At 57.9% G+C, this 24,499-nt stretch carries 20 protein-coding genes; 9 read left to right on the top strand and 11 right to left on the bottom strand.

The window, feature by feature from the left end:
• Positions 1-62: 62 nt before the first annotated feature.
• Complete coding sequence (locus JXR15_RS06450; RefSeq protein WP_422052418.1) at positions 63-1,250, top strand: FAD-dependent monooxygenase; 1,188 nt, start codon at positions 63-65, stop codon at positions 1,248-1,250.
• Between the two features lie 127 nt (positions 1,251-1,377).
• On the opposite strand, the gene JXR15_RS06445 is transcribed toward JXR15_RS06450, so the two are convergent.
• Positions 1,378-2,271: a LysR substrate-binding domain-containing protein gene (locus JXR15_RS06445; protein WP_422052417.1), complete on the bottom strand. Its 894-nt coding sequence runs from the start codon at positions 2,269-2,271 to the stop codon at positions 1,378-1,380.
• 108 nt (positions 2,272-2,379) lie between these two features.
• Between JXR15_RS06445 and katG the strand changes: the two genes are divergently transcribed.
• The 3 genes from katG (at position 2,380) to JXR15_RS06430 (ending at position 6,501) form a co-directional block, all read left to right on the top strand.
• A complete protein-coding gene (gene katG / locus JXR15_RS06440) occupies positions 2,380-4,563 on the top strand; it encodes a catalase/peroxidase HPI (protein WP_422052416.1) in 2,184 nt (727 codons plus the stop codon).
• Between the two features lie 159 nt (positions 4,564-4,722).
• Positions 4,723-5,922 carry a hypothetical protein gene (locus JXR15_RS06435; RefSeq protein ID WP_422052415.1) on the top strand — a complete coding sequence of 400 codons (1,200 nt, stop codon included), beginning with the start codon at positions 4,723-4,725 and terminating at the stop codon, positions 5,920-5,922.
• A gap of 12 nt (positions 5,923-5,934) precedes the next feature.
• Complete coding sequence (locus JXR15_RS06430; protein WP_422052414.1) at positions 5,935-6,501, top strand: hypothetical protein; 567 nt, start codon at positions 5,935-5,937, stop codon at positions 6,499-6,501.
• A gap of 64 nt (positions 6,502-6,565) precedes the next feature.
• Here the strand turns inward: JXR15_RS06430 and JXR15_RS06425 are convergent, their stop codons facing one another.
• Positions 6,566-7,177: a GyrI-like domain-containing protein gene (locus JXR15_RS06425; protein ID WP_422052413.1), complete on the bottom strand. Its 612-nt coding sequence runs from the start codon at positions 7,175-7,177 to the stop codon at positions 6,566-6,568.
• 415 nt (positions 7,178-7,592) lie between these two features.
• On the opposite strand from JXR15_RS06425, the gene JXR15_RS06420 reads away from it, so the two are divergent.
• Both JXR15_RS06420 and JXR15_RS06415 read left to right on the top strand, forming a co-directional pair.
• On the top strand, positions 7,593-8,027 hold the full coding sequence (locus JXR15_RS06420) for a universal stress protein (protein WP_422052412.1): 435 nt from the start codon (positions 7,593-7,595) through the stop codon (positions 8,025-8,027).
• A gap of 29 nt (positions 8,028-8,056) precedes the next feature.
• On the top strand, positions 8,057-9,559 hold the full coding sequence (locus JXR15_RS06415; protein ID WP_422052411.1) for an alanine/glycine:cation symporter family protein: 1,503 nt from the start codon (positions 8,057-8,059) through the stop codon (positions 9,557-9,559).
• A gap of 73 nt (positions 9,560-9,632) precedes the next feature.
• Here the strand turns inward: JXR15_RS06415 and JXR15_RS06410 are convergent, their stop codons facing one another.
• Both JXR15_RS06410 and JXR15_RS06405 read right to left on the bottom strand, forming a co-directional pair.
• On the bottom strand, positions 9,633-10,304 hold the full coding sequence (locus tag JXR15_RS06410) for a metal-binding protein ZinT (RefSeq protein ID WP_422052410.1): 672 nt from the start codon (positions 10,302-10,304) through the stop codon (positions 9,633-9,635).
• 181 nt (positions 10,305-10,485) lie between these two features.
• On the bottom strand, positions 10,486-12,063 hold the full coding sequence (locus tag JXR15_RS06405) for an arylsulfatase (protein WP_422052409.1): 1,578 nt from the start codon (positions 12,061-12,063) through the stop codon (positions 10,486-10,488).
• A gap of 148 nt (positions 12,064-12,211) precedes the next feature.
• Between JXR15_RS06405 and JXR15_RS06400 the strand changes: the two genes are divergently transcribed.
• Complete coding sequence (locus JXR15_RS06400) at positions 12,212-13,129, top strand: LysR substrate-binding domain-containing protein (RefSeq protein ID WP_422052408.1); 918 nt, start codon at positions 12,212-12,214, stop codon at positions 13,127-13,129.
• On the opposite strand, the gene JXR15_RS06395 is transcribed toward JXR15_RS06400, so the two are convergent.
• From JXR15_RS06395 to xylF, 4 genes are all read right to left on the bottom strand, one after another.
• The gene (locus JXR15_RS06395) at positions 13,126-14,049 is read right to left on the bottom strand and encodes an ROK family protein (RefSeq protein WP_422052407.1); all 924 of its coding nucleotides are present in this window, start codon (positions 14,047-14,049) and stop codon (positions 13,126-13,128) included. The two genes, JXR15_RS06400 and JXR15_RS06395, sit on opposite strands and share 4 nt — an antisense overlap.
• Before the next feature lie 55 nt (positions 14,050-14,104).
• Positions 14,105-14,869: an ATP-binding cassette domain-containing protein gene (locus JXR15_RS06390; RefSeq protein WP_422052406.1), complete on the bottom strand. Its 765-nt coding sequence runs from the start codon at positions 14,867-14,869 to the stop codon at positions 14,105-14,107.
• Positions 14,870-14,880: 11 nt separating this feature from the next.
• A complete protein-coding gene (locus JXR15_RS06385; RefSeq protein WP_422052405.1) occupies positions 14,881-16,146 on the bottom strand; it encodes a sugar ABC transporter permease in 1,266 nt (421 codons plus the stop codon).
• Between the two features lie 150 nt (positions 16,147-16,296).
• Positions 16,297-17,310 carry a D-xylose ABC transporter substrate-binding protein gene (gene xylF, locus JXR15_RS06380; protein ID WP_422052404.1) on the bottom strand — a complete coding sequence of 338 codons (1,014 nt, stop codon included), beginning with the start codon at positions 17,308-17,310 and terminating at the stop codon, positions 16,297-16,299.
• 208 nt (positions 17,311-17,518) lie between these two features.
• Here xylF and JXR15_RS06375 point away from each other — a divergent pair, with 208 nt between their 5' ends.
• Together JXR15_RS06375 and JXR15_RS06370 are read left to right on the top strand one after the other, a co-directional pair.
• The gene (locus tag JXR15_RS06375; protein WP_422052403.1) at positions 17,519-18,712 is read left to right on the top strand and encodes an ROK family protein; all 1,194 of its coding nucleotides are present in this window, start codon (positions 17,519-17,521) and stop codon (positions 18,710-18,712) included.
• Positions 18,702-20,243, top strand: coding sequence for a CRTAC1 family protein (locus JXR15_RS06370; protein ID WP_422052402.1), 1,542 nt, complete (start codon positions 18,702-18,704; stop codon positions 20,241-20,243). The genes JXR15_RS06375 and JXR15_RS06370 overlap by 11 nt, the downstream gene beginning before the upstream one ends.
• A 16-nt stretch (positions 20,244-20,259) precedes the next feature.
• On the opposite strand, the gene JXR15_RS06365 is transcribed toward JXR15_RS06370, so the two are convergent.
• From JXR15_RS06365 to xylB, 3 genes are all read right to left on the bottom strand, one after another.
• Entirely contained in the window at positions 20,260-21,582 is a 1,323-nt protein-coding gene (locus JXR15_RS06365; RefSeq protein ID WP_422052401.1) for a cytochrome-c peroxidase, read from the bottom strand.
• 93 nt (positions 21,583-21,675) lie between these two features.
• On the bottom strand, positions 21,676-22,980 hold the full coding sequence (gene xylA / locus JXR15_RS06360) for a xylose isomerase (protein ID WP_422052400.1): 1,305 nt from the start codon (positions 22,978-22,980) through the stop codon (positions 21,676-21,678).
• Positions 22,977-24,431, bottom strand: coding sequence for a xylulokinase (xylB, locus tag JXR15_RS06355; protein WP_422052399.1), 1,455 nt, complete (start codon positions 24,429-24,431; stop codon positions 22,977-22,979). The genes xylA and xylB overlap by 4 nt, the downstream gene beginning before the upstream one ends.
• Between the last annotated feature and the right edge of the window lie 68 nt (positions 24,432-24,499).

Here is a 24,499-nt window from a genome sequence, read left to right as displayed (position 1 = left end):
TTGGACCAGAAAACAAAGACGCCGGGGCTGTTGCTTCGGCGTTTTTTCTTTAGGGTTAAGCTATGGATTTGCAAGGTAAAAAGATCACCATTATTGGTGCCGGGATTGGTGGGTTGACCGCGGCACTTGCGCTGCACCAACGTGGGGCAAATGTGCACGTGCTCGAGCAAGCCGAGGCCATCAAAGAAGTTGGTGCAGGTTTGCAGATCAGCCCGAATGGTATGGCGGTGCTCAAGGCATTGGGCGTGGATGATGCGTTGAAAAAACGTGCTGTGCGGGCCGATGCGGTGGAGCTGCGCGACTATGCTGCCGGGCGGTTGGTGAGTCGGCTCGACCTTGGGCTGATTTCTGAAAATGATCCGCTGCGGCCAACGGAATACTACTTTGTACATCGGGCGGATTTGATTGACGTGCTGGCGCAAGCGGTGCGAGATGCAGGCATTAAAGTGCTTTTGCTTCAGCAGGTTGACACAGTTGTGCCTGGCGACCGGCCAATAGTGATTATGGCCAATGGCGCTGAGATGACGGCGGATCTGATTGTGGGCGCAGATGGGCTGCATTCCAAAATGCGGCCGGTACTCAATGGCACTGTGGCGCCGTTTTTCACGCGGCAGACGGCGTGGCGCGCGACGGTGCCTAATACGATGGCGCATCCGGACGTGGTACAAGTGCATATGGGGCCGAAACGCCATGTGGTGAGTTATCCGCTGCGTGGTGGTGAACTGGTCAATATCGTGGCTGTGCAAGAGCAGGTGGGCTGGGCGGAAGAAGGTTGGCATATCCCGGATGACCCCGCCAACCTACAGAAAACATTCAGGGATTTTGGCGGCGGTGTGCGGCGGATGCTGGCGGAAGTCAGTGATGTGCGCAAATGGGGGCTGTTCCGGCATCCAGTGGCGCCAGTCTGGCACAAGGGCCATTGTGCGTTATTGGGGGATGCGGCGCATCCCACGTTACCGTTTATGGCGCAGGGTGCTGTGATGGCGATGGAGGATGCTTGGGTGCTTGGCGATGCCCTTGAAAAGGCGGAAGATTTTGAAGGTGGTCTGGCGGCGTATCAGGACCGGCGTAAGCAGCGTGTGACCAAGGTGGTGGACACGGCCAGCAAGAATGCCTGGAAGTATCACCTGAGCAATGGGCCGCTGCGTATGGCGGCACATATGGGGATTCGTATGGCGTCTACATTGGCGCCTAAGAAGATGATGGGTCAGTTTGACTGGATCTATCTGCACGACGTCACCAAGGAATGAGTGTTGCGGTGGAAATCAGGGGCATTAACCATGGATTTTTCACGTCTGTATTGCGTCAGTATCACGGCTGTTTTGCGGAGGTGCAGAGTTTTGAGGCTCTATGCCCCTTAACGGGCCGTGCGTTGCGCTAGAGTGATTCTCCCACAGTCCGCACCACATCGGCCAATTCTTGCAGTTGCGTGGCCAGTGGGCTGCTCTTGCGCCAGATCATGCCGATGGTGCGGGCGGGCTGTGCGCCGGCAAATCGCGCCACGTTCACGGCTGCGGCTGGGGTGTCGACCGGAATGGCCATTTCAGGAATCACTGTGACACCCAGACCTGCGCCAACCATCTGTACCAGAGTGGAAAGAGAGGAGCCGTCCAGTCCTTCGTGCGGTCGGGCCGAGGGAAGTGAGCAAAACGACAGAGCCTGATCGCGGAAACAGTGGCCTTCCTCAAGCAGGAGCAAGCGTTCTCTTTCCAGCGTATCCGGCGCGGGGACCGGCGCTGTCGCCTCGGTGTCCGGGCGCACCAGGACAAACTCTTCGGACCAAAGTGGAACTTCGGTGAAGGATGGCTCGGAGACGGGCAGGGCAACAATCGCGGTGTCGATGCGGCCTGCGTGCAGCTCTGCCAAAAGGTTGGCGGTCATGGTTTCGCGCACCATCAGGGACATGTCGGGGAAGGTGGTTTTCACCTGCCGCAACAGCGCAGGCAGCAAATAGGGCGCGATGGTGGGAATCACCCCAAGGCGCAAACGCCCGCTGAGACCGGATTGGGCGGCGCGGGCCATGTCGCCCAGTTCATCCACGCTGCGCAGGATTTCGCGTACGCGCACAAGCACGTCTTCGCCAAAAGATGTGAGGCGCACGCGGCGGGTGGTGCGCTCAAGCAAAGGCGCGCCAAAGCTTTCCTCCAACTCCTTGATTTGCACGGATAAGGCGGGCTGGGAGATGGAACATACATCCGCTGCGCGACCAAAGTGGCCGTGTTCGGCAAGCGCGTCAAAGTAGCGGAGTTGGCGCAGTGTGAGATTATCCATAGCTTGAAGTTATCAATGCGATTGGAAAATGCAACTTCGTTAAATGAAAATCCTGTGCTTAGAATGGTTCCAGACAGAATGTGACCCATCAATCGACAGGAGAACAACATGGACGGAGACATGAAATCAGGTGGCTGCCCGGTGATGCATGGCGCGGTGACGCAGCAGGCACGGGGCAATCGAGATTGGTGGCCGAACCAATTGAACCTGCGGATTTTGCACCAGAATTCGTCAAAATCCGATCCTATGGGGCAGGATTTTGATTATGCCGAAGAGTTTGCCAAGCTGGACTTTAAGGCGCTCAAGGAAGACCTTTATGCACTGATGACGGATAGCCAGGAGTGGTGGCCAGCGGACTACGGCCACTATGGCGGATTGTTCATCCGCATGGCCTGGCACTCGGCCGGGACCTACCGGACAGCAGATGGTCGCGGCGGTGGTGGCACCGGGCAGCAGCGGTTTGCGCCGCTGAACTCCTGGCCGGACAACGGCAACCTCGACAAGGCGCGGCGGCTGTTGTGGCCGATCAAACAGAAGTACGGCAACTCCATCAGCTGGGCGGATCTCTATATCCTCGCGGGCAATGCGGCGATTGAGAGCATGGGAGGTAAGACCTTTGGCTTTGCCGGTGGTCGCCCGGATGTTTGGGAGCCGGAAGAGGATGTTTATTGGGGCGCAGAGACCGAGTGGCTGGAAGAGTCGGGTGGTGAGAACTCGCGCTACTCCGGTGATCGTGATCTTGAGAACCCCCTGGCGGCGGTTCAGATGGGATTGATCTATGTGAACCCGGAAGGGCCAGATGGACAGCCGGACATTCTGGCCTCAGGGCGAGATATTCGGGACACCTTTGCCCGCATGGCGATGAACGACGAGGAAACTGTTGCGCTGGTTGCTGGCGGTCACACCTTTGGCAAGGCGCATGGGGCGGGCGATCCAAGTCTTGTGGGTCCGGAACCAGAGGCCGCTGGCATTAAAGAAATGGGGCTTGGTTGGATCAACGCGCATGGCACTGGCCACGGCGGTGACACCACGACGTCGGGCATCGAAGGCGCGTGGACAGCAAACCCAACCCAGTGGGACAACGGCTATTTTGACCTGCTGTTTGGTTATGACTGGAACCTGACCAAGAGCCCTGCAGGGGCCTGGATTTGGGAGCCGGTTGGAGTGACCGAAGAGGACATGGCGCCAGCGGCACATGACGCAAGCCATAAGGTCAAAACCATGATGACCACCGCCGATATGGCGATGCGCATGGACCCGATTTATGGCCCAATTTCCAAACGGTTCCACGAAAACCCTGACGAGTTCCAGGATGCTTTTGCGCGGGCGTGGTTCAAGCTGACTCACCGCGATATGGGGCCACGGGCGCGTTATCTTGGCGAAGAGGTGCCGAGCGAAGAGCTGATCTGGCAGGATGTCGTTCCGGCGTCTGAGACGGATTTGTCAGAGGATGATGTGGCGGCGCTGAAGGCGGCGGTTATGGCCTCTGGTCTGTCGGTGAGCGATCTGGTGAAAACCGCCTGGGCGTCGGCGTCCACCTTCCGTGGCAGTGACATGCGGGGCGGGGCCAATGGCGCGCGGGTTGCGCTGGCGCCGCAGAAAGACTGGGCGGCCAATGAGCCGCTGGAGCTGGCGCGGGTGTTGTTGGCACTGGAAGGCGTGAAGGCAGACTTTGGCAAGCGCGTGAGCCTCGCAGACCTGATTGTGATCGGTGGTGCGGCAGCGGTAGAAAAAGCAGCGCTGGATGCTGGGCATGATGTGTCCGTGCCGGTGACGCTGGGCCGTGGCGATGCAACGCAAGAGATGACCGACGTGGAGAGCGTGGGCATGCTGGAGCCGCAGGCCGACGGCTTCCGCAACTACGCCAAATCGCAGTTCACCGTTTCGCCAGAAGAGATGCTGGTGGATAAGGCGCAGTTGCTCACACTGACCGCGCCGGAGATGACGGCGCTGGTGGGTGGCCTGCGGGTGCTTGGCGCCAACCATGGCGGCAGCGCACATGGTGTGTTCACGGATCGGGTTGGGCAGCTGACCAACGACTTCTTCGTGAACGTGCTGGACATGGGCACCACCTGGGCTGAGGCTGGGGATGGCGTCTATGAGGGTAAGGATCGAGCCAGCGGCGACGTGAAGTGGACGGCGACCCGGGTGGATCTGGTGTTTGGCTCTAACTCACAGCTGCGGGCGCTGGCCGAAGTTTATGGTCAGACTGACGGCGCGGCAAAGTTGGCGCAGGACTTTGTCGCCGCATGGTGCAAGGTCATTAATGCGGATCGCTTTGATCTGAAGTGATTTTTGGTGAGATGAAGGAAGAGGGCGCGGCGGAGGTCGCGCCTTTTTGCGTCTTGGGAGCTTTCGCATTTTGGTGAAGCGTTGATGCAATCTTAAGTTGCTTGCGTTGCCTCATTAAACTGTTTTAAGGGGGCGTTCCAGAAATGAATTAGGTGGATTATGAGTGAGCTAGAGGACGCGATCACGTGGTTGAAACAGGCACCAATGCAGCGGATGTCGCTGGGGTCTCGCGAACTGTTTCATTCTGACTTTTTGTATTGGCTGTTCACCCAATATCCCTCTGCATTGTCAGCTGTTTTTGACTTGCCCGAAAAGGTCTATGAGATCACGCGCGAAGAGCAGAACCTGGATCTGGTGGTGCGCGCAAGAGGCGAGCCGACCCCAGTGCTCATTGTTGAGAACAAGGTCAAGAGCTGCCCGGACCAACAGCAGTTGGAGCGTTACAACACTAAGTTTCCCGACACACGACGACGGGTACTGCTCACCCTTGTTGCTCCAGCGTTTGACCCGAATGCATTCGCTACTTCTTGGAAGACTTTGCTGTATCGTGAATTGGCTAAGAAACTTGGTAAATGGGCGAAACTGGCGAAAGTGGCGCAAGAACATGTCCAATACATTGCGGATTATGTGTCAATGATTTGCCATCTGTCGTCGGTCGCGGAGTCCTGTTTCAGTCATAAAAAGATTAAAGACGCGGATTATTGGTTTTCTTCATCTAATGAAGAGACCCTAGAGACAATCGGTTTTGCTCAGACACTCCAAAAATATCAAGCGGCCGTTTTCCTAGATGACATGCGGACTAGGGTTTCTGAGAAAATACGGTCTGAGTTCTCGGTACCCTTGATAAAAGATGGAGGGAAGGAGGCCGGCGGGGATCATGTGAAGGCCTGGTCGGCGTTGTTTAACAATACGCCGTGTGTGACCTTTGAGCCTTGTCTTGCGCAACCGGAAAAGGCGGGCATGCGCTTTGAAATTCAGGTTCAGGGGACACAGTATCGGCGTCTGATCGCGGGACCTCCGCTGCAACCCATTTTTGCAAAAAAGATGGACCGAGCAGAAAAGGTTCAGCTTACTTGGGAGACGCTGGATAAGCGGGGCGGCGGTGAGTGGTTGTTTGGGCGTCGCGTTGAGCGGGATGCGCAAAATGCCAAAGGGTTCTATGTGGACGAGACCTGGGTCAGCTCAAAAATGCGCGGTGAAATGTGTTTCTACAGACCAGACGTTGTATATCAATACGTCGATATCGGCATGGATGAAGCCAAGACGGGGCTTTCAGTGGCGCAACTCTCTGATCGGATCGCGCGGGACATAGAGCTCGCCTTCAAGCTTCTCAGAAATCAACAAGACAACAAGAATTAAGGGCTGCCAAGTATGACAGACTCAAAAATTGACCAGCAAGTTGCTATTTTGCTGAGCCGGGTGACTGCAGGCGATATGACAGTTCAGCAGCTGCAGAACGCCTTTGAGAACACCGAGAAACACCCAGATGTCACGGACACGCATCGTGAAGACCTGATTGAAGCTATCACCAAACAGATGCGGTTGCGGTACCCAAGTGTCGCCAATAAGACTTTTGGTGCGATCAATCGGGACAGCCAGAAAAAGTTGGAAACCTATCTTGCCGATCTGACAGGCCGCTTTGATTTCTCGGCCAATGGGCACAAGACAAAGGTCAAAGTTGGTGGCGACGTCATCAAGGGCGAGACATTGGTGAACGACTATATTTCGTACCGCAATCAAAACACCAAAGTGATGTGTCATTTCTTTTACACACAAAAGGATCACGAGAGCCCTCGAGAACTGCGTATCATGATAAATGCACTAAAGTCCTGGGGTGAAAACGATACTTGGAAAGTGTTTCCAGAAACCGCGTTTGAGGAGGCAAGCGAGCTTTTCGAAAGCTATCTGACGCGTGTTTTGACTGGTGAGCTGATTTAAGTTCGTGGCCGACGTAAAACGCATCTCTATGAAACAGGCGCGGCGGAGGTCGCGCCTTTTTACTTTATAGCTTACGCACCGGCTGGCGCAGGACGGTGCGCAGTTTTTCTGGGGCGGTTTTGCGTGGGTCGCCAAGGTAGATCTCATGGTGATGGCCGTTTTCTGTCAGGCCGTTTTGCGGGAGAAATTCCTTGTGCATCTTGGCGATGGTGGGGCCTTCTTCGCTGTAGGGACCAATGTGCAGGATCTGGGCGCAAAGGCCCTCGTGCAAGACTTCGCGGCGCAGGGAGGCGGGAGGATCACCGAGTTTGTTGGATGCCTTCTTGACGCTAGCGACGAAGGCCTCGTCATCGAGCCAATCCGGCAGCATGATCATCATGGTCCAGTGCCATTCTTCGCGGCGATCGTCCGTATAGGCGGTCATATCGTCGGCCCACCAGAGGCCTTCGAGCGGCGGAACAACGTAGTCTTTGGCTAAGGTCTGTTTGGAGTAGAATTTCAGCCCATAGCTGACCGGGTAGAGCCAGGATAGGGCGTGTTGATAGGCGTCGTTGCCCGGGGCGCCGTGCCCGTCGATTTTTACAAAGGTCATGTCCGGGACTTCGACAAGGGAGAAGTCTTTGGTGGAGGGCACGTAGAGATGTTTGAGGATTTTCTTGAAATCGATTTTGGTCATGGGAAGGCCTTGAAGACGAGAGGCTGGTTGAAAATGAATTGGGCAGTGTGTGATTTCAATACTTACTAGGCTCAGAACAAAGCGGCAACATTTGATTGCTGGCGGGGTGTTGAACTCCGCGGATCTTTGGTGGGGCAGCGCGACTGGGTGAGGACTGTAAGTGGTCTGCGACGTTGTGAAATTCCTGGCTTCCATGAAGGATGTGGCCTCACGAAATCCGCCTGGAGGCGGTTCCTCTTTGGGGCGGATCTTCAGCGTTTTATGGGCAACTCTTAGGTGCGTTTTGAAAACAGGACTCATTTGTTGAAAAAACTGGCCCTATTGGGCGGTGTCGGCTTGACCTAGGGTCGGTCAATTTAGGCGGGAACGGCACAAGATCGACACGCCTAAATGTATGTTCAGTAGGGAGTAAATAATGGAAAATGTTGTACTTTTGGCGGTGGATGGGAGTGACGGGTCTGACCGTGCGCTGGATCATGCCATCTCCAGAGCGAAGCAAGGCGGGGCCAAAGTTATGGTCGCCTATGTGATCGAATGGTCGCCCTATTCCTTTAGTTCAGCCGAGGAAAACGCCACGCGCCATAAGCGCCGAGAAACCGAAATTGAACGGGCCAATAGCGAGATTGTAGCGCCTACCTTGAAACGGCTCGAAGAGGAGGGGCTGACGTGTGACGGCATCGTGCGCCATGGTCATCCAGCGGAGACACTGATTGAAATTGCCAAAGACATCGGTGCGGCTCAGATTTTGATCGGCCGCCGGGGCCACAGCGGATTGAAGTCGCTCCTGTTTGGCAGCGTCGCAGGCAACCTGATCCAGACCGCGCCTGTGCCGGTTGTCGTCGTTCCTTGATTTTGACTTTAAGTTTCCGGAGGAGCATCATGACTCGCATCCTGTTTTTTCTGTTTGCAGCGCTTTCGATCGCTGGGTCAGCACATGCTGGTATTGACGAAACCATCAACAATTTTACGGCACCTATTGCCTCGTTTATTGGCACTGTGGTGTTTTTCAAGATCCCGGTTGCCGGGGCCAATCTTCCGCTTGTTGTGCTGTGGTTGGTCGTGGGAGCCGTGTTTTTCACCTTCTATATGGGCTTCATCAACCTGCGTGGCTTCAAACACGCGATTGCGCTTGTCCGGGGGGACTATGCGGACCCCAACAGCGCCGGGGAAGTGTCACATTTTCAGGCGCTCGCCACAGCTGTGTCCGGCACAGTGGGCATCGGTAACATCGGCGGGGTTGCGGTTGCGGTGACCGTGGGCGGCGCCGGGGCGACGTTTTGGCTGATTGTCGCGGGTTTTCTGGGCATGTCCACCAAGTTTGTGGAATGTACACTTGGCGTGAAATACCGCAACGAGAACCCGGATGGATCCGTATCGGGTGGCCCGATGTACTATCTGACCAAAGGGTTTGAAGAACGCGGCATGGTGGGCTTTGGCAAGTTCATGGGCACGTTCTATGCGATTGGTATTTTTATCGGTGCTCTGGGCATTGGGAATATGTTCCAATCCAACCAGGCCTATGTGCAATTGAACACCGTCGCAGGTGGTGCCTTGGATGGCTACGGTTGGTTGGTTGGCCTGATCCTTGCAGGGGTTGTTTTTGCGGTCATCATTGGCGGGATCAAGTCCATCGCCCGAGTGACCGAAAAAGTTGTGCCGTTTATGGCTGTCTTCTACTGCGTGTTTGCGATCATCGTGATCCTGATGAATTTCAGCTCGATTCCGGAGGCGATTGGCAACATTTTCTCCGGCGCTTTCACCGGTGAAGGCGTGACCGGCGGGGCCTTGGGCGCGTTGATCATTGGCTTCCAGCGGGCGGTGTTCTCCAACGAAGCGGGCATCGGGTCCGCGTCTATTGCCCATGCGGCGGTGCGGACAGATGAGCCGGTGACAGAAGGCTATGTGTCTTTGCTCGAACCGTTCATCGATACCATTGTGATCTGCACCATCACCGCGCTCGTGATTGGCACAAGCCAAGTGGCTGATCCCAACTTTGCGGGCGAGGCAACGGGCGTTGCCATGACCTCAGCGGCGTTTGAGCGGCAGATTGGCTGGTTCCCGGTGCCTCTGGCCTTTGGGGCTCTGCTCTTTGCCTTCTCAACCATGATCTCCTGGTCTTACTACGGGCTGAAGGGATGGACCTATCTGTTTGGCGAAGATCAAACGCTGCAGACGGTCTACAAACTGATCTTCTGCGCATTTGTGGCCTTGGGCTGTGTTGTGCAGTTGGGTCCGATCCTGGATATTTCCGACGCATTGGTCTTCCTGATCTGTGTGCCTAACATCCTGGGTCTCTATTTCCTGGCGCCTGTGGTGAAACGCGAGATGCAGGCCTATGTGGCCAAGCTTGAAAGCGGTGAGATCAAGCGGTTCAAGCACTAAGGACCTTGGATCCTGTAGAGCGGCCCCCACCAGAGATGGTGGGGGCCTTTTTGTATTGGGCGGATTAATCCAGTCAGTGGCTGGTCATGTTCTTCACAATGTCCGCACCGCTCCAGGCGGCGGGGAAATAGGTTGGCCAGTTGGTGACTTCTTCCAGCAAGGCAGTGCGGTCGTTGCCCCAGTAGAGATGAAAGTGGTCAACCTTGGTGGGCACCATTTCGTGGTCGCTGAACTGGATGAACTGCGGCGCGGCGGCGTCACCGCCGGATTTTTCATAAACGAAGCGGATGCCCTGATTGCCGGATTTGTATGTCAGGATTTCATAGCCGTCTGCTTGGTAGCTGCCTTGCACTGGTTTGCCGTCTTTGAAGAAAGCCACGGTGTCGCCGGAGATTTGAATGCGATCTACGTCGGTTTTGAAACCGGTGGTGTAATAGGCGCGGTATTCTTCGGCGGTTTTTTTGCCGCTTTCGGCTTTGTGCTCCAGCACCGGATCAAGCGTGCCGTCCTGCAGGAAGGGGTAGACAGACTGCCAGTCGTTTTCCCAGTCGGACAGGGCGCGGGCTTGTACCTTGGTCTCGTCGATTAGCTTTGGTTCGGCCTTTTTGTGGTCATGCTTGTGCGCGTGCTTGTGGTCTTTGGATTTTGTGTCGGTTGTGGCGGATTGCGCCACTGCCTGGGATGAAAATGCGACCAGCGCCCCAATGGAGAGAGCGGTGAGGTGTTTGAGAACGGTGTTTTGCATAGGGTTTCCAATTTTCACTCAGGAATCATGTTATAACATAACATGCTGATCCACTAAGGCCTGTGGCTCGGGATGGCAAGTCGCTTTCAGGTTGGGCTGGGCGCAAAAAAAAGGCGCAGCCGAGGGGCCGCGCCTTTGGGATGGCAGAGTAGGAGGCGGGAGAGGGTGTCCCAATATGCCTCTACTGGGACATGCCACCTTCACTTGCGACCTGTTCTTTGACGTGTTCCTCGTTGCCGACGGCTTTTCCGCGTGGCGGGAAGTCTGCAAAGGTGGTCAGGTGCTTTTGTACCAAACGCGCGGCTGGTCCAAAGGCCCACATCTTGTTGCCCATCCAGCGGGTGTACATGCCGGATTCCTCCGCCGCTTTCTCATATGGATCGCGGCGCAGGTTGAAGAGCAGCGGAGCGTTCAGTTCTTCTTTGGGGCCGGCCCAGCCTTTCTCTTGGATCACAAAGTGGGCTTTCCAGTCGTTGTAGCGCACGGCCTGAAGATCGGTGCCTTCGTAGTAGATGATTTCCTTGCGGTTGCTGCCTGTTTCGCCGCGCAGGTAGGAGAGCTGATTGTAGCCGTCCAAGTGCACCTTGTAGCCTTCATGGCCCTCCAGCATGGCAGAGGGCAGGTCCTCTGGTCCGCCGGCGGCGGCAACCAAGGTAGGCATCCAATCCATAGCGTCAAAGATGCCGTTTAGGACCTGACCTTCAGCGATCTGGCCGGGCCAGCGCACCACGGCAGGCACGCGGAAGCCGCCTTCCCATGTGGTGCCTTTCTCGCCATGGAACGGCGTGGTGCCGCCATCGGGCCAGGTCATGGTTTCCGGACCGTTGTCGGAGGTGAACAACACAATGGTGTTGTCGCTGATCCCACGGTCATTGAGATGCGCGAGCACCTTGCCGACGTTGTCGTCCAGTTCCTTCATGACCACGTCTTGAAGCCCACGCCCATCCCCGAGCAAAGCTTCATATTCCGGGCTCAGATGAGTCCAGACATGGGCGCGGGCAGGGGCCATCCAGACAAAGAATGGCGTGTCTGCGTCCACGGCGCGGTCGATGAAGTCCAGGGTGTGAGTGGTGACTTCGTCGTCGAGTGTTTTTTGACGTTCGGGCGGGGCTTCGCCGTCGTCTTCGATGCGCTGTTTGCCAACCAGACCCCAGCGCGGATCAACCGTCTCGTCCACGGTGTCGGTGGCGTAGCTGTGAATGATGTTGCGCGGGCCAAACTGGTTGTTGAATTCGGGATCATCCGGCCAATCCGGGTCGGTGGTGTATTCCATGGCGTTGAGGTGGTAGAGCCAGCCCCAATATTCATCAAAACCCTTGTTTGTGGGCAGGAATTTGTTCAGGTCTCCAAGGTGGTTTTTGCCAAATTGGCCGGTGGTGTAGCCCAGCCCCTTGAGCATGTTGGCCAGAGTCGGGTCATTTTCGTTCAGGCCCACAGGATCGCCGGGCAAGCCCACGGTGTGCATGCCGGTGCGGACCGGAAACTGCCCGGTGATGAAGGCGGAGCGGCCTGCGGTGCAGCTGGGTTGGGCGTAGTAATCGGTAAAGCGCGCGCCTTCGGCGGCGAGTTGGTCGAGATTTGGTGTCTCGATGCTTTTCACGCCTTGATGGTAGCTGCCGAGGCTGGCCCATCCGACGTCATCCGCCATGATCACCAGAATATTGGGTTGCTCGGTTTCAGCGAGGGCGCCTTGAGCAGCGAAACCCAGGGCCGCGATGGTTGTTGTCATCGACACCATCATTGCAGGGAGTTTTGACACGAAATCACATCCTAATTACTTGCGCGTTTTCAAACAGGTCCAGTTACCTGCTGCAAAGTAAGGTTGTGTGCAAAGATGTGGCAACGGAGGTTTACATTGGTTTCAGGTTTTGAAAGTTTATGCTCAAGAATTGAAATTGAGGCGAAATATGCTCACTGAAACGTCGCTGGAAGCGTTTTTCCATTTGGCAGAAACCAATAGTTTTCAAGATGCTGCACGCCGGATGGGGGTCTCTAATGCCTCCTTATCGCGTTACATCCAGCAGGCGGAAGAGCAGGCCGGGATGGGGCTGTTTCATCGCAGTCGCAACAACTGTCGATTGACCCGCGCAGGGCAGGAGTTTTTGCCGCTGGCACGTAAGCTGGAGCAGGAGCTGGGGCTGTTTGCGCGTCAGCTGGAGTTGTTGCGCTCTGGCGAGGGGCGACAGCTGCGGGTTGGCTGCGGGCCGTTGGTGCCGCGGGCGTTGATCCAGCCCGTGCTGCGGGACGTGATGACGGCGCATCCGAATTTGCGGTTTCAATTGGATGTGAGTGCGCGGATTGCGCCGCTGGAGCGGATGCAGGCGGGGGAGATCGACATGTTTATCGGCGATTTGACCCATACGCCGGAGGCGGACAATGTCGAGATCATGATGATTGCCAAACGACCGGTGATGTTTGTGGCGCGGCCAGAGCATCCAATCCATGATCTGGGGGTGGTGACGCTTAAGCAGGTGTTTTCTTACCCCTTTGCCTCGCCACATTTACACAAGCACTGGCGGGCAACCTTGATCAAGGCGCTGGGCGGGGACGCAGAGGCGGAAGCGATAGTGAAAGCCCTGCCGCAGGTGGAGTGCGACGATTACCACTTCCTGACGCAGCTGGCGGCCGAGGATGGGTTTGTTGTTGGCGCCGTGGCCGAGACTTTTGATGAGATGCGCGCGCTGGGGCGGCTTAAGGACGTGCCAACCCGCGCGCCGATCACATGGAATATCTGTGCAGTACGCAAGACTGAGAATGTGACCGAGGCGCAGGAGGCGTTTTGGCAGGCGTTGAAGGCCTACGAGGTGAACCCGGCGGCGGCTTAGGAGGTTTGTTCCAGGTATTGCACACAGCCTTGGAGCGCGGCAGCGTCATCGGTGATCAGGCTGATCGGGAAGGTTTCCGGGTCCACGATGCCATGGGCGTCGCGGGTGAGTTCTGCCATAAAATCAGGCAAAGCGGCTGAGGTCAGCACGCCGCGGGACGCAGAGCCGGCAAAGGCCACACCTTCGCGCGGCATGTATTGCAGGATCATGGCTTGGGTCAGGCGGCCCAAGGCGCGGGCAAAGAGGCGCACGGTGCGGGTTGCGTCTGTGCAGCCGTTGGCAAAGCCGTCAACAATGTCCTTGCCGCCTTTGCGCTGACCGCTGACCACCTGGTGCAGGCGTTCCAAACCACGGCCGCAGAAGCAGTCCTCATAGGTGATAAAGACGTCTGCGCCGTTGCCAAGTTCGTCGCGCAGCAGTTTTCCCACAGAGTAGGGCAGTTCGGCGTGGCCAAGTTCGGCCTCCATGGCGGTCAGGCCACCGCGCGCGTTGCGGCGGGTCGGGCTGACGTTGAAGCCTGTGCCCATGCCAGCGACCAGCGCCTGGCCATTGGTGGGCTCGTGTTTGTTGCCGCAGACCGGATCGGTGGAGATGCGCGCCAGCGCATAGCCCAGAGCGGAGAGATCGTTAATCAGTTCAGCATGGGGCGCGCCGGTTTGGTTGCGCAGGTTTTCCACGCTGAGGGACCAATCGCGGTTGGTGAGTTCGCCTTCGCCGGAATGCACAGGACCGGCGATGGCGATGCACACCCCGGCGAGCTCGCCGGGGGTGGTTTTTTCAAGATAAGCAGCAAGCACGGCGTCAAAGCTGTCGTAGTCATCATTGGAGGCGCGCATCACGCTATCAATCTGCACGCCGTTGGCGTCAGCCAGTGCCAAGCGTGTGTTTGTGCCACCAATGTCTCCAACCAGGAACGTCATAGTACCGCTACTTTCTTCTTCTGAGTCAATTCGTTGGTTCGTCTAGCGAATTAATTCAGGTTTGAACAGGCACGCCTTCGGGCTTTTTGCCAAGGATAATCATGCCCAGCAAATCGTCGTCGGTGACGTCATCGACGTTCACTGTGCCAACCAGTTGGCCGTTCTTCATCACCGAGGCGCGATCACAGAGTTCCATGACATCATGGATGTCGTGGCTGATCAGGAAGATGCCGATGCCTTGAGCCTTGAGCTGTTGGATCAGCTCGGAAACCATTTGGGTTTCGTGCGGGCCAAGGGCGGCGGTGGGTTCGTCCATGATCAGGATCTTGGCGTCAAAGTAGACCGCGCGGGCGATGGCTACCGATTGGCGCTGACCACCCGACAGAGCAGAGACCGGCTCGGCGAACTTTTGGAAGTTCGGGTTGAGTTTGCCCATGATCTTGCGGGTTTCGGCCTCCATGGCGTCGTCATTCACGGTGCCCAGCGGCGTGGTGAGTTCACGACCCAGGAAAAGGTTGGACGCCGCATCGAGGTTATCGGCCAGCGCAAGCGTCTGGTAGATGGTCTCAATGTTGTATTTGCGGGCGTCGCGGGGATTGTGGATCTCCGCCTTTTCACCGTTGATGTAGATCTCACCACCGTCACCCTGATAGGCGCCGGAGAGGATCTTGATCAGGGTGGATTTGCCCGCGCCATTGTGACCGAGAAGGCCAACCACTTCGCCCGGCATGAGATCGACGGAGACGTGATCCACCGCTTTGATCCCGCCAAAGGAGATGTGGATGTCGCGCATTTCCACGAGAGGGGTTTGCTTGTCCATGATGTTTCTCCTTATGCGCCAGTGCGTCGGCGGTAGACGATGTCGACCCAGACCGCGAAGACCAGAACCACTCCGACAACGATGTTTTGCAGCGGGGCGTCGACACCAACAGAGGCCATGCCGGATTGCAGCGATTGCATGATCAGGGCGCCAATCACCGCGCCATAGATGGTGCCAGCGCCGCCGGAGAGGGCAGTGCCGCCAATTACGGCCGCTGCGATCACGCGCAGTTCGTCCAGCGTGCCGAGGCCTACGTCAACTGCGTTCAGACGGGCGGAGGCGATGATCGAGGCGATGCCGGTCAACGCGCCCATCAGCGCGAAGATTTTTACGGTCAGGAAGCGCGTGTTGATGCCAGAGAGCTCAGCCGCTTCGGGATTGCCGCCGGTGGCGTAGATGTAGCGGCCAAAACGGGTGCGGCGGGCGATGATGGTCATCACAATCGCGACGGCAAGCAGGATCACCACCGGAATGGCGACGCCATGGTTCCAGACCATGCCGTCGGTGTATTCGATGCCTTGGGCCTTGGTGATGCGTTTCATCGCGCCTTTGGGGATCGGGTAGCTGTTCATGATCGACACAAACAGCAAGATGCCACCAGCGGCGATGGCCATGAGAATGCCTTCGGCCCAAGCGGGTTTCACAGCAAAACCGTGAGAGGCTTTGTTACGGCGGCTGAGCAGCATGAAGCCCACAGCGACCAAGGCGGCAATGATGCCAAAGGCCCAACTGAGCGTTTCACCTAAAGTGCCCTCAGCGCCGCCGCCCAATAGTCGGAAAGTTGGGTCCAGCGGGGCTTGTGTCTGGCCTTTGGTGACCCACCACATGGCGCCGCGATAGACAAGGAAGCCGCCGAGGGTGACGATGAAGGCGGGCACGGTGAGATAGCCAATGATGTAGCCCTGGAAGGCGCCCAGAACGGCGCCCATGCAAATGGCGAAGAGCACTGCGATGATCCAGATCGACCAGTGGCCAAGGCCCACCACGTCCGGCAGCCATTGCACTTGCAAGGCGGCGGTGGTCATGCCGATGAAGCCAAGCATCGAACCAACCGAGAGGTCGATGTGGCGAGTGACGATGACAAACACCATACCGGTGGCCATAACGGCGACAGAAGCTGTTTGCACCGAGACGTTGAAGAAATTTCGAGGTGATAGGAAGCGACCTTCTGTGAAGACGCCAAAGACGATCCATATCACAACAAGCGCGCCGATCATTCCAAGCAGGCGGGGGTCTAGCCCCAGCTTGTTGATCAGGTTCTTAGCTTGATTTTGCATTGTGCGTTCCCTTTTTTGGCTCGCGATGCTTGAGACATCTTTCCCAGTCTGCGCGGAAGGCTCCGCCTCAGTCAAAGGGGTCAAAATCTCAGGGGGTGGGGAAATGAAGGTGCCCCCCCGCGCCATAAGGGCGGAAGGGCATGGTTCAGATTAGTTACAGGATGCGTTGGAAGAGCCGGCGCAAAGTACGTCTTTCTCAATCCAGCCAGCGTCCAGAACAACGTTCAGGTTGTCAGCGGTCACTGGAACCGGTGCGAGGAACATGGAATTCAGCGTGGTGCCTGATGGTGAGGTCCACTCAGCAGAGCCGTCCACGGCGTTGCCGGAGGCCAAAGCAACGGCGATCTCGCCAGCCGCTGCGCCCAAGGCGCGTGCGTCTTTCCAAACTGATACGGTCTGCGTGCCCATGGCCACACGGTTCAGCGCGGCGTGATCACCATCCTGACCGGACACTGGAATACCTTCCATGCCCTGTGCAGTCAGCGCGGCCACAACACCACCGGCGGTGCCATCGTTAGACGCGATCACGGCGTCCACTTTGTTGTCCGCAGCGGTCAGGATCTGCTCCATGTTGCGCTGAGCGTTGGCTGGAACCCAGCCGTCGGTGTAGGCTTCGCCGACAATTTTGATGTCGCCTGAGTCAATTGCGGCCTGGATGATTTCCTGCTGGCCACCGCGCAGGAAATCAGCGTTTGGATCGGTGGGCGAGCCTTTGATCATCACATAGTTGCCTTTTGGCATGGCTGCCAGAACGGCGCGGGCCTGCATGCGGCCCACTTCGACGTTGTCAAAGGTCAGGTAGAAGGCACGGCTGTCTTCGATCAGACGGTCGTAGGCCACAACAGGGATCTCTTCGTCTGCAGCGGCTTGCACTGCTGGGCCAACAGCTGAGGCATCCTGCGCGAGAATGATCAGCGCGTCAGCGCCTTGTGCGATCAGGCTTTCGATGTCGCTCAGCTGTTTGGCAGATGAGCTCTGCGCGTCAGCGGAGATGTATTTGGCGCCAGCGGCGTCCAGCGCGCCTTTGATGGCGGCTTCGTCAGTTTTCCAGCGCTCTTCCTGGAAATTGGACCAGCTTACGCCGATGACCAGATCGTCTGCCCAGGCTGCGGTGCTTAGGAAAGCGCCGGCAATAACAGCCGTCGCGGATGCAAAAAGTTTCATGGTGTCCTCCCAAATGTTCGCCCCGGATTTTGACCGAGGTGAGTCGGCATTGACCGGGTGGGGACCATGGTAGCGCAATAAATTTGTAAATCAAATTAAATCAGCTAACCTTGCATTGATCCAACAAACATCGGCATGGTTTTGACGCCGGATAAGGGCAGCTTGTGTTTTGGTTGCGGACCGTGTCTGGTGAAGAGGGAGCTAGTATATGTCTGTGAATCAAAGAGAAATTGGGCGGCGTAAGCTGCTGTCAGAAATTCGCAGGCAACAGCGTGTCCCGCGCATTGACCTGAGCGAGCTGACAGGAATCAGCCGCGCAACCGTGACAACCATCACCGCTGAGTTGCTCCGCGAAGGGTTGATTGAAGAGGTCACAAGCGACCTTGGCGAGAAAGATTCGAAGCGGGGACGCCCCAAGGTGGATCTGAAGATTCGCGGGGCGGCGCGGTTGATCGCCGGGGCGAAAATCTCCAACAAAACGGTGTCTTTGGTGCTGCTTGATTTTGAAGGCACGCAATTGGCTGACCATGAGGCGGATCTGGAGACGGCGGTTTTGCCAGCCGAAGACATGGCGGAAGTGCTGTCCGGTCTTGTAGAGACGCTGGCGCGCAAAATAGGCCTATCGCGGACAGATGTGGCGGGATTTGGGTTGGGCATTGCCGGGGTGGTCGATGCGCCACGCGGATTTGTGCATTGGTCGCCGTCGTTGACCAGCCGCAATGTGCAGTTTGGTGACGTGCTGGAGCGGGTGTTGGGCATTCCGGTGTTTTTGGACAACGACGCCAACCTTGTGGCGATGGCAGAGAAGAGCTTTGGCCTTGGGCAGGGGCACAATGATTTTATCGTTGTGACGATTGAGAGCGGTGTCGGCATGGGCATTGTAATCAACGATGAAATCTACCGAGGCACGCGCGGCTGTGGCGCTGAATTTGGCCACACAAAAGTGCAGCTTGAAGGCGCGTTGTGTCGCTGTGGTCAGCGGGGTTGCCTTGAGGCTTACGCCGCAGACTATGCGTTGACTCGTGAGGCGATGCTGGCCAGTGGTGAAGCGGCAGAACGGCAGGTGGAAGACATCTTGCGGGCTGCAAAACAAGGTGACGAGATGGCGGCGTCTATTGTGAGCCGGGCCGGACGCATGTTTGCCATGGGTTTGGCAAATATTGTGAACATCTTTGATCCGGAACTGATCATTCTGGCAGGCGAGCAGATGCAGTCCAGCCATCTCTATGCGGAAGAGGTGATTGACGGGATGCGCAAGCTGATTGTGCAGGTGGATAAGGCGCCGCCGGAGGTGGTGGTGCACAAGTGGGGTAACCTGATGTGGGCCCGTGGGGCTGCCGCCTATGCGCTGGAAAATGTGTCTGAAAATGCACTCGTGGAGCTGGCGGATAATGTGGCTTAAGGGCGCAAGTGCACTGGCACTTTTGGCGGCAAGCGCTGCGCAGGCAGAGGTGCGTTTTGCGCCGGTGGAGGTTGCCGAGCACGTCTATGATGGCGGCTGGGAGTTTTACGTCGGTGGCGGTGTGGCGGCGTTTGATTGCAGCGGTGATGGCTTGCCGGAACTGGTGGCGGCGGGCGGGGAGAACCCGCCGATGTTGTTGCGCAATCGGAGTGCCCATGGCGGGGCGGTTACCTTTGAGGAAGACACGCCGGATGCCTTGATGATGCCGGGGACCACGGGGTTCTACCCGCTTGATATTGATGGTGACGGCTGGCTGGATCTTGTGGCGTTGCGTGCGGGGGAGAACCGTCTTCTCAAAGGCGGACCGGAGTGCAGTTTTGAGCCTTTGGACGTGCCGGGGTTTGATGGCGGCGATGCCTGGACGACAGCGTTTTCGGCCACTTGGGAGCGGCAAGACGCGCTGCCGACATTGGCTTTTGGCAATTACGTGGATCGCGACGATCCCAAGGGGCCGTTTGAGGCCTGTGATGTGAATGATTTGTTTCGGACCGAAGGCGACGGTTATGTGCATACCACGTTGAAGCCGGGGTTCTGCCCGCTGTCGATCCTGTTTTCCGATTGGGGCCGCCTGGGCCGTGCGGATCTGCGGATGAGCAATGACCGGCATTACTATGTGAAAGGCGGCGCGGAGCAGCTTTGGGCGATGGAGGCCACGCCGCGGCTTTATGGCGAGGCGGATGGCTGGGCCACACATATGTTGTGGGGCATGGGGATCGCGGAGCGGGATCTGGATTTTGATGGCAAGACCGAGGTGTTTTTGTCGTCGATGGGCGATCAGCGGTTGATGAAACGTGTCAGTGCAGAAGCGCCGACGTTTGAGGATGTTCCCTATGAAATGGGCACCTCGGCGCATCGGCCATACACCGGTGGTGACGGGCGGCCTTCCACCGGTTGGCACATCAGTTTTGGCGATGTGGACAATGATGGGTTGGACGATGTGTTCATCGCCAAGGGCAATGTGCAACAGATGCCAGGTGCCGCGATGGAGGATCCCAACAACCTGCTGATGCAGCAAGACGATGGCACGTTTGCGGAGCAGGGCGACGTGGCGGGGATTGCCTCCTTGGCGCGCAGCCGTGGGGCGGCGCTGGCGGATATGAACCACGATGGGTTGCTGGATCTGGCGGTGGTGAACCGGCGGGCGTCGTTGGAAGTTTATCAGAACGTCACTGACGCGACTGGCAACTGGGTGGCGCTGACCCTGATGGGGAAAGAGGCCAACAGTCAGGCTGTGGGGGCGTTTATTGAGGTGAAAGTCGGCGATCTGGTGCATCTGCGGGAGATCACCGTGGGTGGTGGCCACGCCGGGGGCGTGTCCGGGCCGCAGCATTTTGGGCTAGGTGATGCGGAGACCGTTGAAGTGCGCGTGCGCTGGCCGGATGGCACGCAGGGCGACTGGATCGAGGTGCCGGTGAATGGCAGCTGGCGGGTGTGGTCCGAGGGGCCAGTGACGGTGTTGTCCGCGTACTGAGCAGAGACCGCGTGGATCAGTTGGAGAGTTGATCCATGGGCAGGCCGGAAGGCACGGACTCTGGCACGCCAAGGCGGCCTTGGATGGCGTCGTAGTCCGTAAGGCTTTCGAGGAAAGCGAGAATTTGCGCGACCTCTTGATCGGTGAGATCAATCGGGGAAAGCTCGTTTGCGGCGGCGATTTCGATGACTTCAGGATCGTCCCGCATCAGTTTGAAATCTGTGCCAAATTTGCCGTCGGAGTAAGTGATGTGAATCTCTGTGTAAGCCTTGAGAGAGGCCACCGGATCGAGGTGATGCCTGACCATGGATTCCAGAGACGTATAGGCGCCGTTGTGCCCGTACGGGGTGGTTTGCGTGATGTTGCGCAGGGACGGAGTGCGGAAGCGATAGAAGTCTTCCTCTTGGCCAGTGACGCGGCCACGGCCAATGTCGCGGTTGTGGCGCTCAAACGGCGCGGCTTTGCCTGGTCCAATTTGAGGAAGCGCGATGGCGTGGAAGCCGTGGTCTGTCTGGAATTGGCCCGCGTGGCAGGTGCCGCATTGGGCTTTGCCGTAGAAGTGGTCTAGGCCTGCGGCAGCATCAGCGGTGAGCGGCGTGCCTTCGCGCAGGTAGGCGTCAAAGGCGGAGGCATCAGCCCGCCACTCAAAAGCGATGAAGGCGGCGAGCGCGTTGGCGATGTGGTGGAACTTGATCGGTTCTTGCGCGCCAATCACCTCGTTAAAGGCGGCGCGGTAGGCGGGGATGGCCTCGACCCGTTTGGCGAGGATGTCCCAGGCGCCGCCGGGGCCGGTGAGTTGGCCGAGGCGCACGGCTTTGCTGACGTCGTTTTCGGAATAGTGCCCCGCCATCTCATCGCCCGACAGCACGGGGAACATGGCTTGCGCGGCGAGGGCGTTGTCAAAGCCCATTTCCATTTCGCTGCCCAAAGGCGTACGGATGCCAGAAGGGCGCGAGGGGTCTTCTTCCAGACGGCCATCATGGAAGAAGACGGTGAACTCGGTAGCACCGAGGTTCCACAGCGCAGGGGCGTTGCGGGGGATGCGTTTTTCGGGCGGGTTGTTGGCGTCGATCTTGCGCTCCAGCCCCAGGCCCGATGCGCCGTCGCCAAGGCCGAGGGAGACGCCATCAGACGTGCCCAGATCCGGGTGGTGGCAGGTGGCGCAAGCGACGGAACGGTTGCCCGACAGGATGGGATCGTAGAACAGTTGCCAGCCCAACTCGACCTCTGCCACGTCCTGTGCCGGAAAGGTGGCGTCCGCCTTTGGCAGCGGTGAGGCGCTGGCACTGGTTACCAGAATGGCGGGCAAGAAAGCGGCTGTGAGCATCAAAGGGCGCATGGCGGGTCTTTCATCTAGAAAAGCCCTCCGCGCATGAGAATATGCGCGAAGGGCCGGTATATCTTGGCTCAATAACGGTTTTGAAACAAGATATTACACAAATCGGTTCACGTAGTTTTCCAAGATCTCCTGGCGACCGGATTTGGGCGATGGGTTGATCTTACCGCTCATCACGTCGTCGAAGGTGCCGTCGAGATCCCCGGCCAGCATGGCTTTGGCCGCGTCGGTGTCCCAACCGGCGTAGCGCTCGGCCAGCGCATCCTCGAGACCGCCGTCTTCGATCATCGCAGCGGCGGCTTTCAGACCGCGGGCGCAGACGTCCATCGCGCCGATGTGACCGGCAATCAGGTCTTCGGCGTCTAAGGATTGGCGGCGCAGTTTGGCGTCAAAGTTGGTGCCGCCGGTTTTCAGGCCGCCGTCTTTGAGGATGTGGTAGTAGGCCAGCGCAACCTCGGGCACGGAGTTGGGGAACTGGTCGGTGTCCCAGCCGGATTGATAGTCGTTGCGGTTCATGTCGATGGAGCCGAGAACGCCAAGCGCGGCCGCTGTCGCAATCTCATGTTCGAAGCTGTGACCGGCAAGGATGGCGTGGCCCTGCTCGAGGTTCAGTTTGACCTCGTTTTCGAGGCCGTACTTTTTCAGGAAGCCATAGCAGGTGGCGGCGTCAAAGTCGTATTGGTGCTTGGAGGGCTCTTGCGGTTTTGGCTCCACAAGGATGGTGCCCTCAAAGCCAATTTTGTGTTTGTAGTCCACCACCATGTTGAGGAAGCGTCCCATGTTGTCGAGCTCACGGCCCATGTCGGTGTTGAGCAGGGTTTCATAGCCTTCGCGGCCGCCCCAGAGCACGTAATTTTCGCCACCGAGACGTTTGGTGGCGTCCATGCAGGTTTTTACGGTGGCGGCGGAATAGGCGAAGATTTCCGGATCCGGATTGGTCGAGGCACCGGACATCCAGCGGCGGTTGCTGAACATGTTGGCGGTGCCCCAGAGCAGTTTCACAGAACGGGTGCTCATCTTTTCTTCAAAGTAATCAATGATCTCTTCGAAATTCTTCAGGCTTTCGGCAAAGCTGTCACCTTCCGGGCGCACGTCGGCATCGTGCCAGCAGAAGTAAGGCTGTTGAAGAATGTCAAACATCTCGAATGCAGCGTCGGCTTTGACCTTGGCCATGTCCATGCGGGTCTGAGGGTGCCAAGGGCGCTCAAAGGTTTGGCCACCAAACGGGTCGCCGCCTTCCCAGGCAAAGCTGTGCCAGTAGGCCACGGCAAAGCGCAAGTGGTCTTCCATACGTTTGCCCATGACAACCTCATCGGGGTTGTAGTGGTGGAAGGCCATCGGGTTGGTGCTGTCCGGCCCTTCATATTGGGCGGGGGCGATGTTTTTGAAGAAATCGGTCATTGTGTCAGGGCCTTTATGCCGGGGTACAGGGTGACGAAGTGGGCATATGCCTCTTCGTAGGCGTCGCGCAGATCACTGCGGGGGGAAACGGTTGTGGCGATCTCGGGCCGGGTCATCACGACCTCGGGATCGGCGCCTGTGGTGGCGCAGATCGCGAGCCGTGCAGCGCCAAGCGCTGCGCCAAATTCGCCGGCTTTGGGCAGGGAGATCGGCAGGTTGAGCAGCGTGGCGATGAGCTCGACCCAATAGGGGGATTGGCTGCCGCCGCCGATGGCGATCAGGCTTTTCAGGTCTGCGCCGGTGGATTTCAACGCCTCGAGATTGTCACGCAGGGCGAAGCTGACGCCTTCGAGCACCGCTTGGGTGAGGGCGGCGTGACCTGCGTCGATGTCAATGTTCAGGAAAGCACCGCGCATGCTGGCGTCATTGTGAGGGGTGCGCTCGCCTGACAGATAGGGCAAGAAGCGCATGACGCCGGGGCCGTTGATGTTGTCGCCCAAGAGTTTGGTCAGGTTGGCTGGGCTGTCTTGTAGATTGCGAGAGAGCCAGTTGAGGCTGTCGGTAGCGGCAAGAATGACTCCCATCTGATACCAGCGATTGGGAACGGCGTGGCAGAAGGTGTGCACGGCGCTTGCCGGTTTCGGGGCGTAGGCGTCACGGCCAGTGAGCAGCACGCCGGAAGTACCTAGAGAGACAAAACCGTCACCTTCGTTGAGCGCGCCAATCCCACACGCAGCGGCGGCGTTGTCTCCGGCACCTGCGGCGACAATCACACCTTTGGGCAGGCCCAACTCAGTGGCGATGTCATCGCGCACGGTGCCGATGGCCTCAGACCCCTCAAACAGGTCGGGCATTTGATCGCGGCGCATACCGGAGGCATTGAGCAATGTGTCGGACCAGTCGCGTGTGCCGACGTCGAGCCAGCTTGTCCCGGCGGAATCGGACATGTCCGACGCGTAGACACCGGTGAGCCAGAAGTTCAGGAAGTCTTTGGGTAGCAGGACTTTGGCGGTTTTGGCGAAGATGTCCGGCTCGTTCTCGGCTACCCAAGCCACTTTGGGGGCGGTGAAGCCAGGGAAGACGATGTTTCCGGACAGGTCCCGGACGTGGTCGGTGGCGTCGAGCCTCGCGGCTTGCGCGGCGGAGCGGGTGTCGTTCCACATCATGCAAGGGCGCAGGGGCGTGCCATTTTTGTCGAGCAAATTGGCGCCGTGCATATGGCCGGACACGCCGATGCCCTTGATCGCGGCGACCTCGGCTGGGTGGTCCGCTTTCAACTCGGCAAAGACCGCTTTGGTGCCGGTGATCCAGTCCGATTGCAGCTGCTCACTCCACCCAGAGTGCGGGCGGGCCGTGTCTACAGCGGCTTCTTTTGCGCCGATTACGCGTTGGGACGCGTCAATCAGCAGGGCGCGTACACCAGACGTGCCCAGATCTAATCCCACAAACATGGGGGCTCCTCCTCAGGTCTCTTCACTTAATTTGTGCCTCAAATTAATTTGAGGATCAAACTAGAAAT

Source organism: Shimia sp. (assembly GCF_049116215.1).
Classification (GTDB): Bacteria; Pseudomonadota; Alphaproteobacteria; order Rhodobacterales; family Rhodobacteraceae; genus Shimia.
Note: the sequence above shows the minus strand (reverse complement) of the source record. Positions and strands in the feature narration are given on the sequence as shown.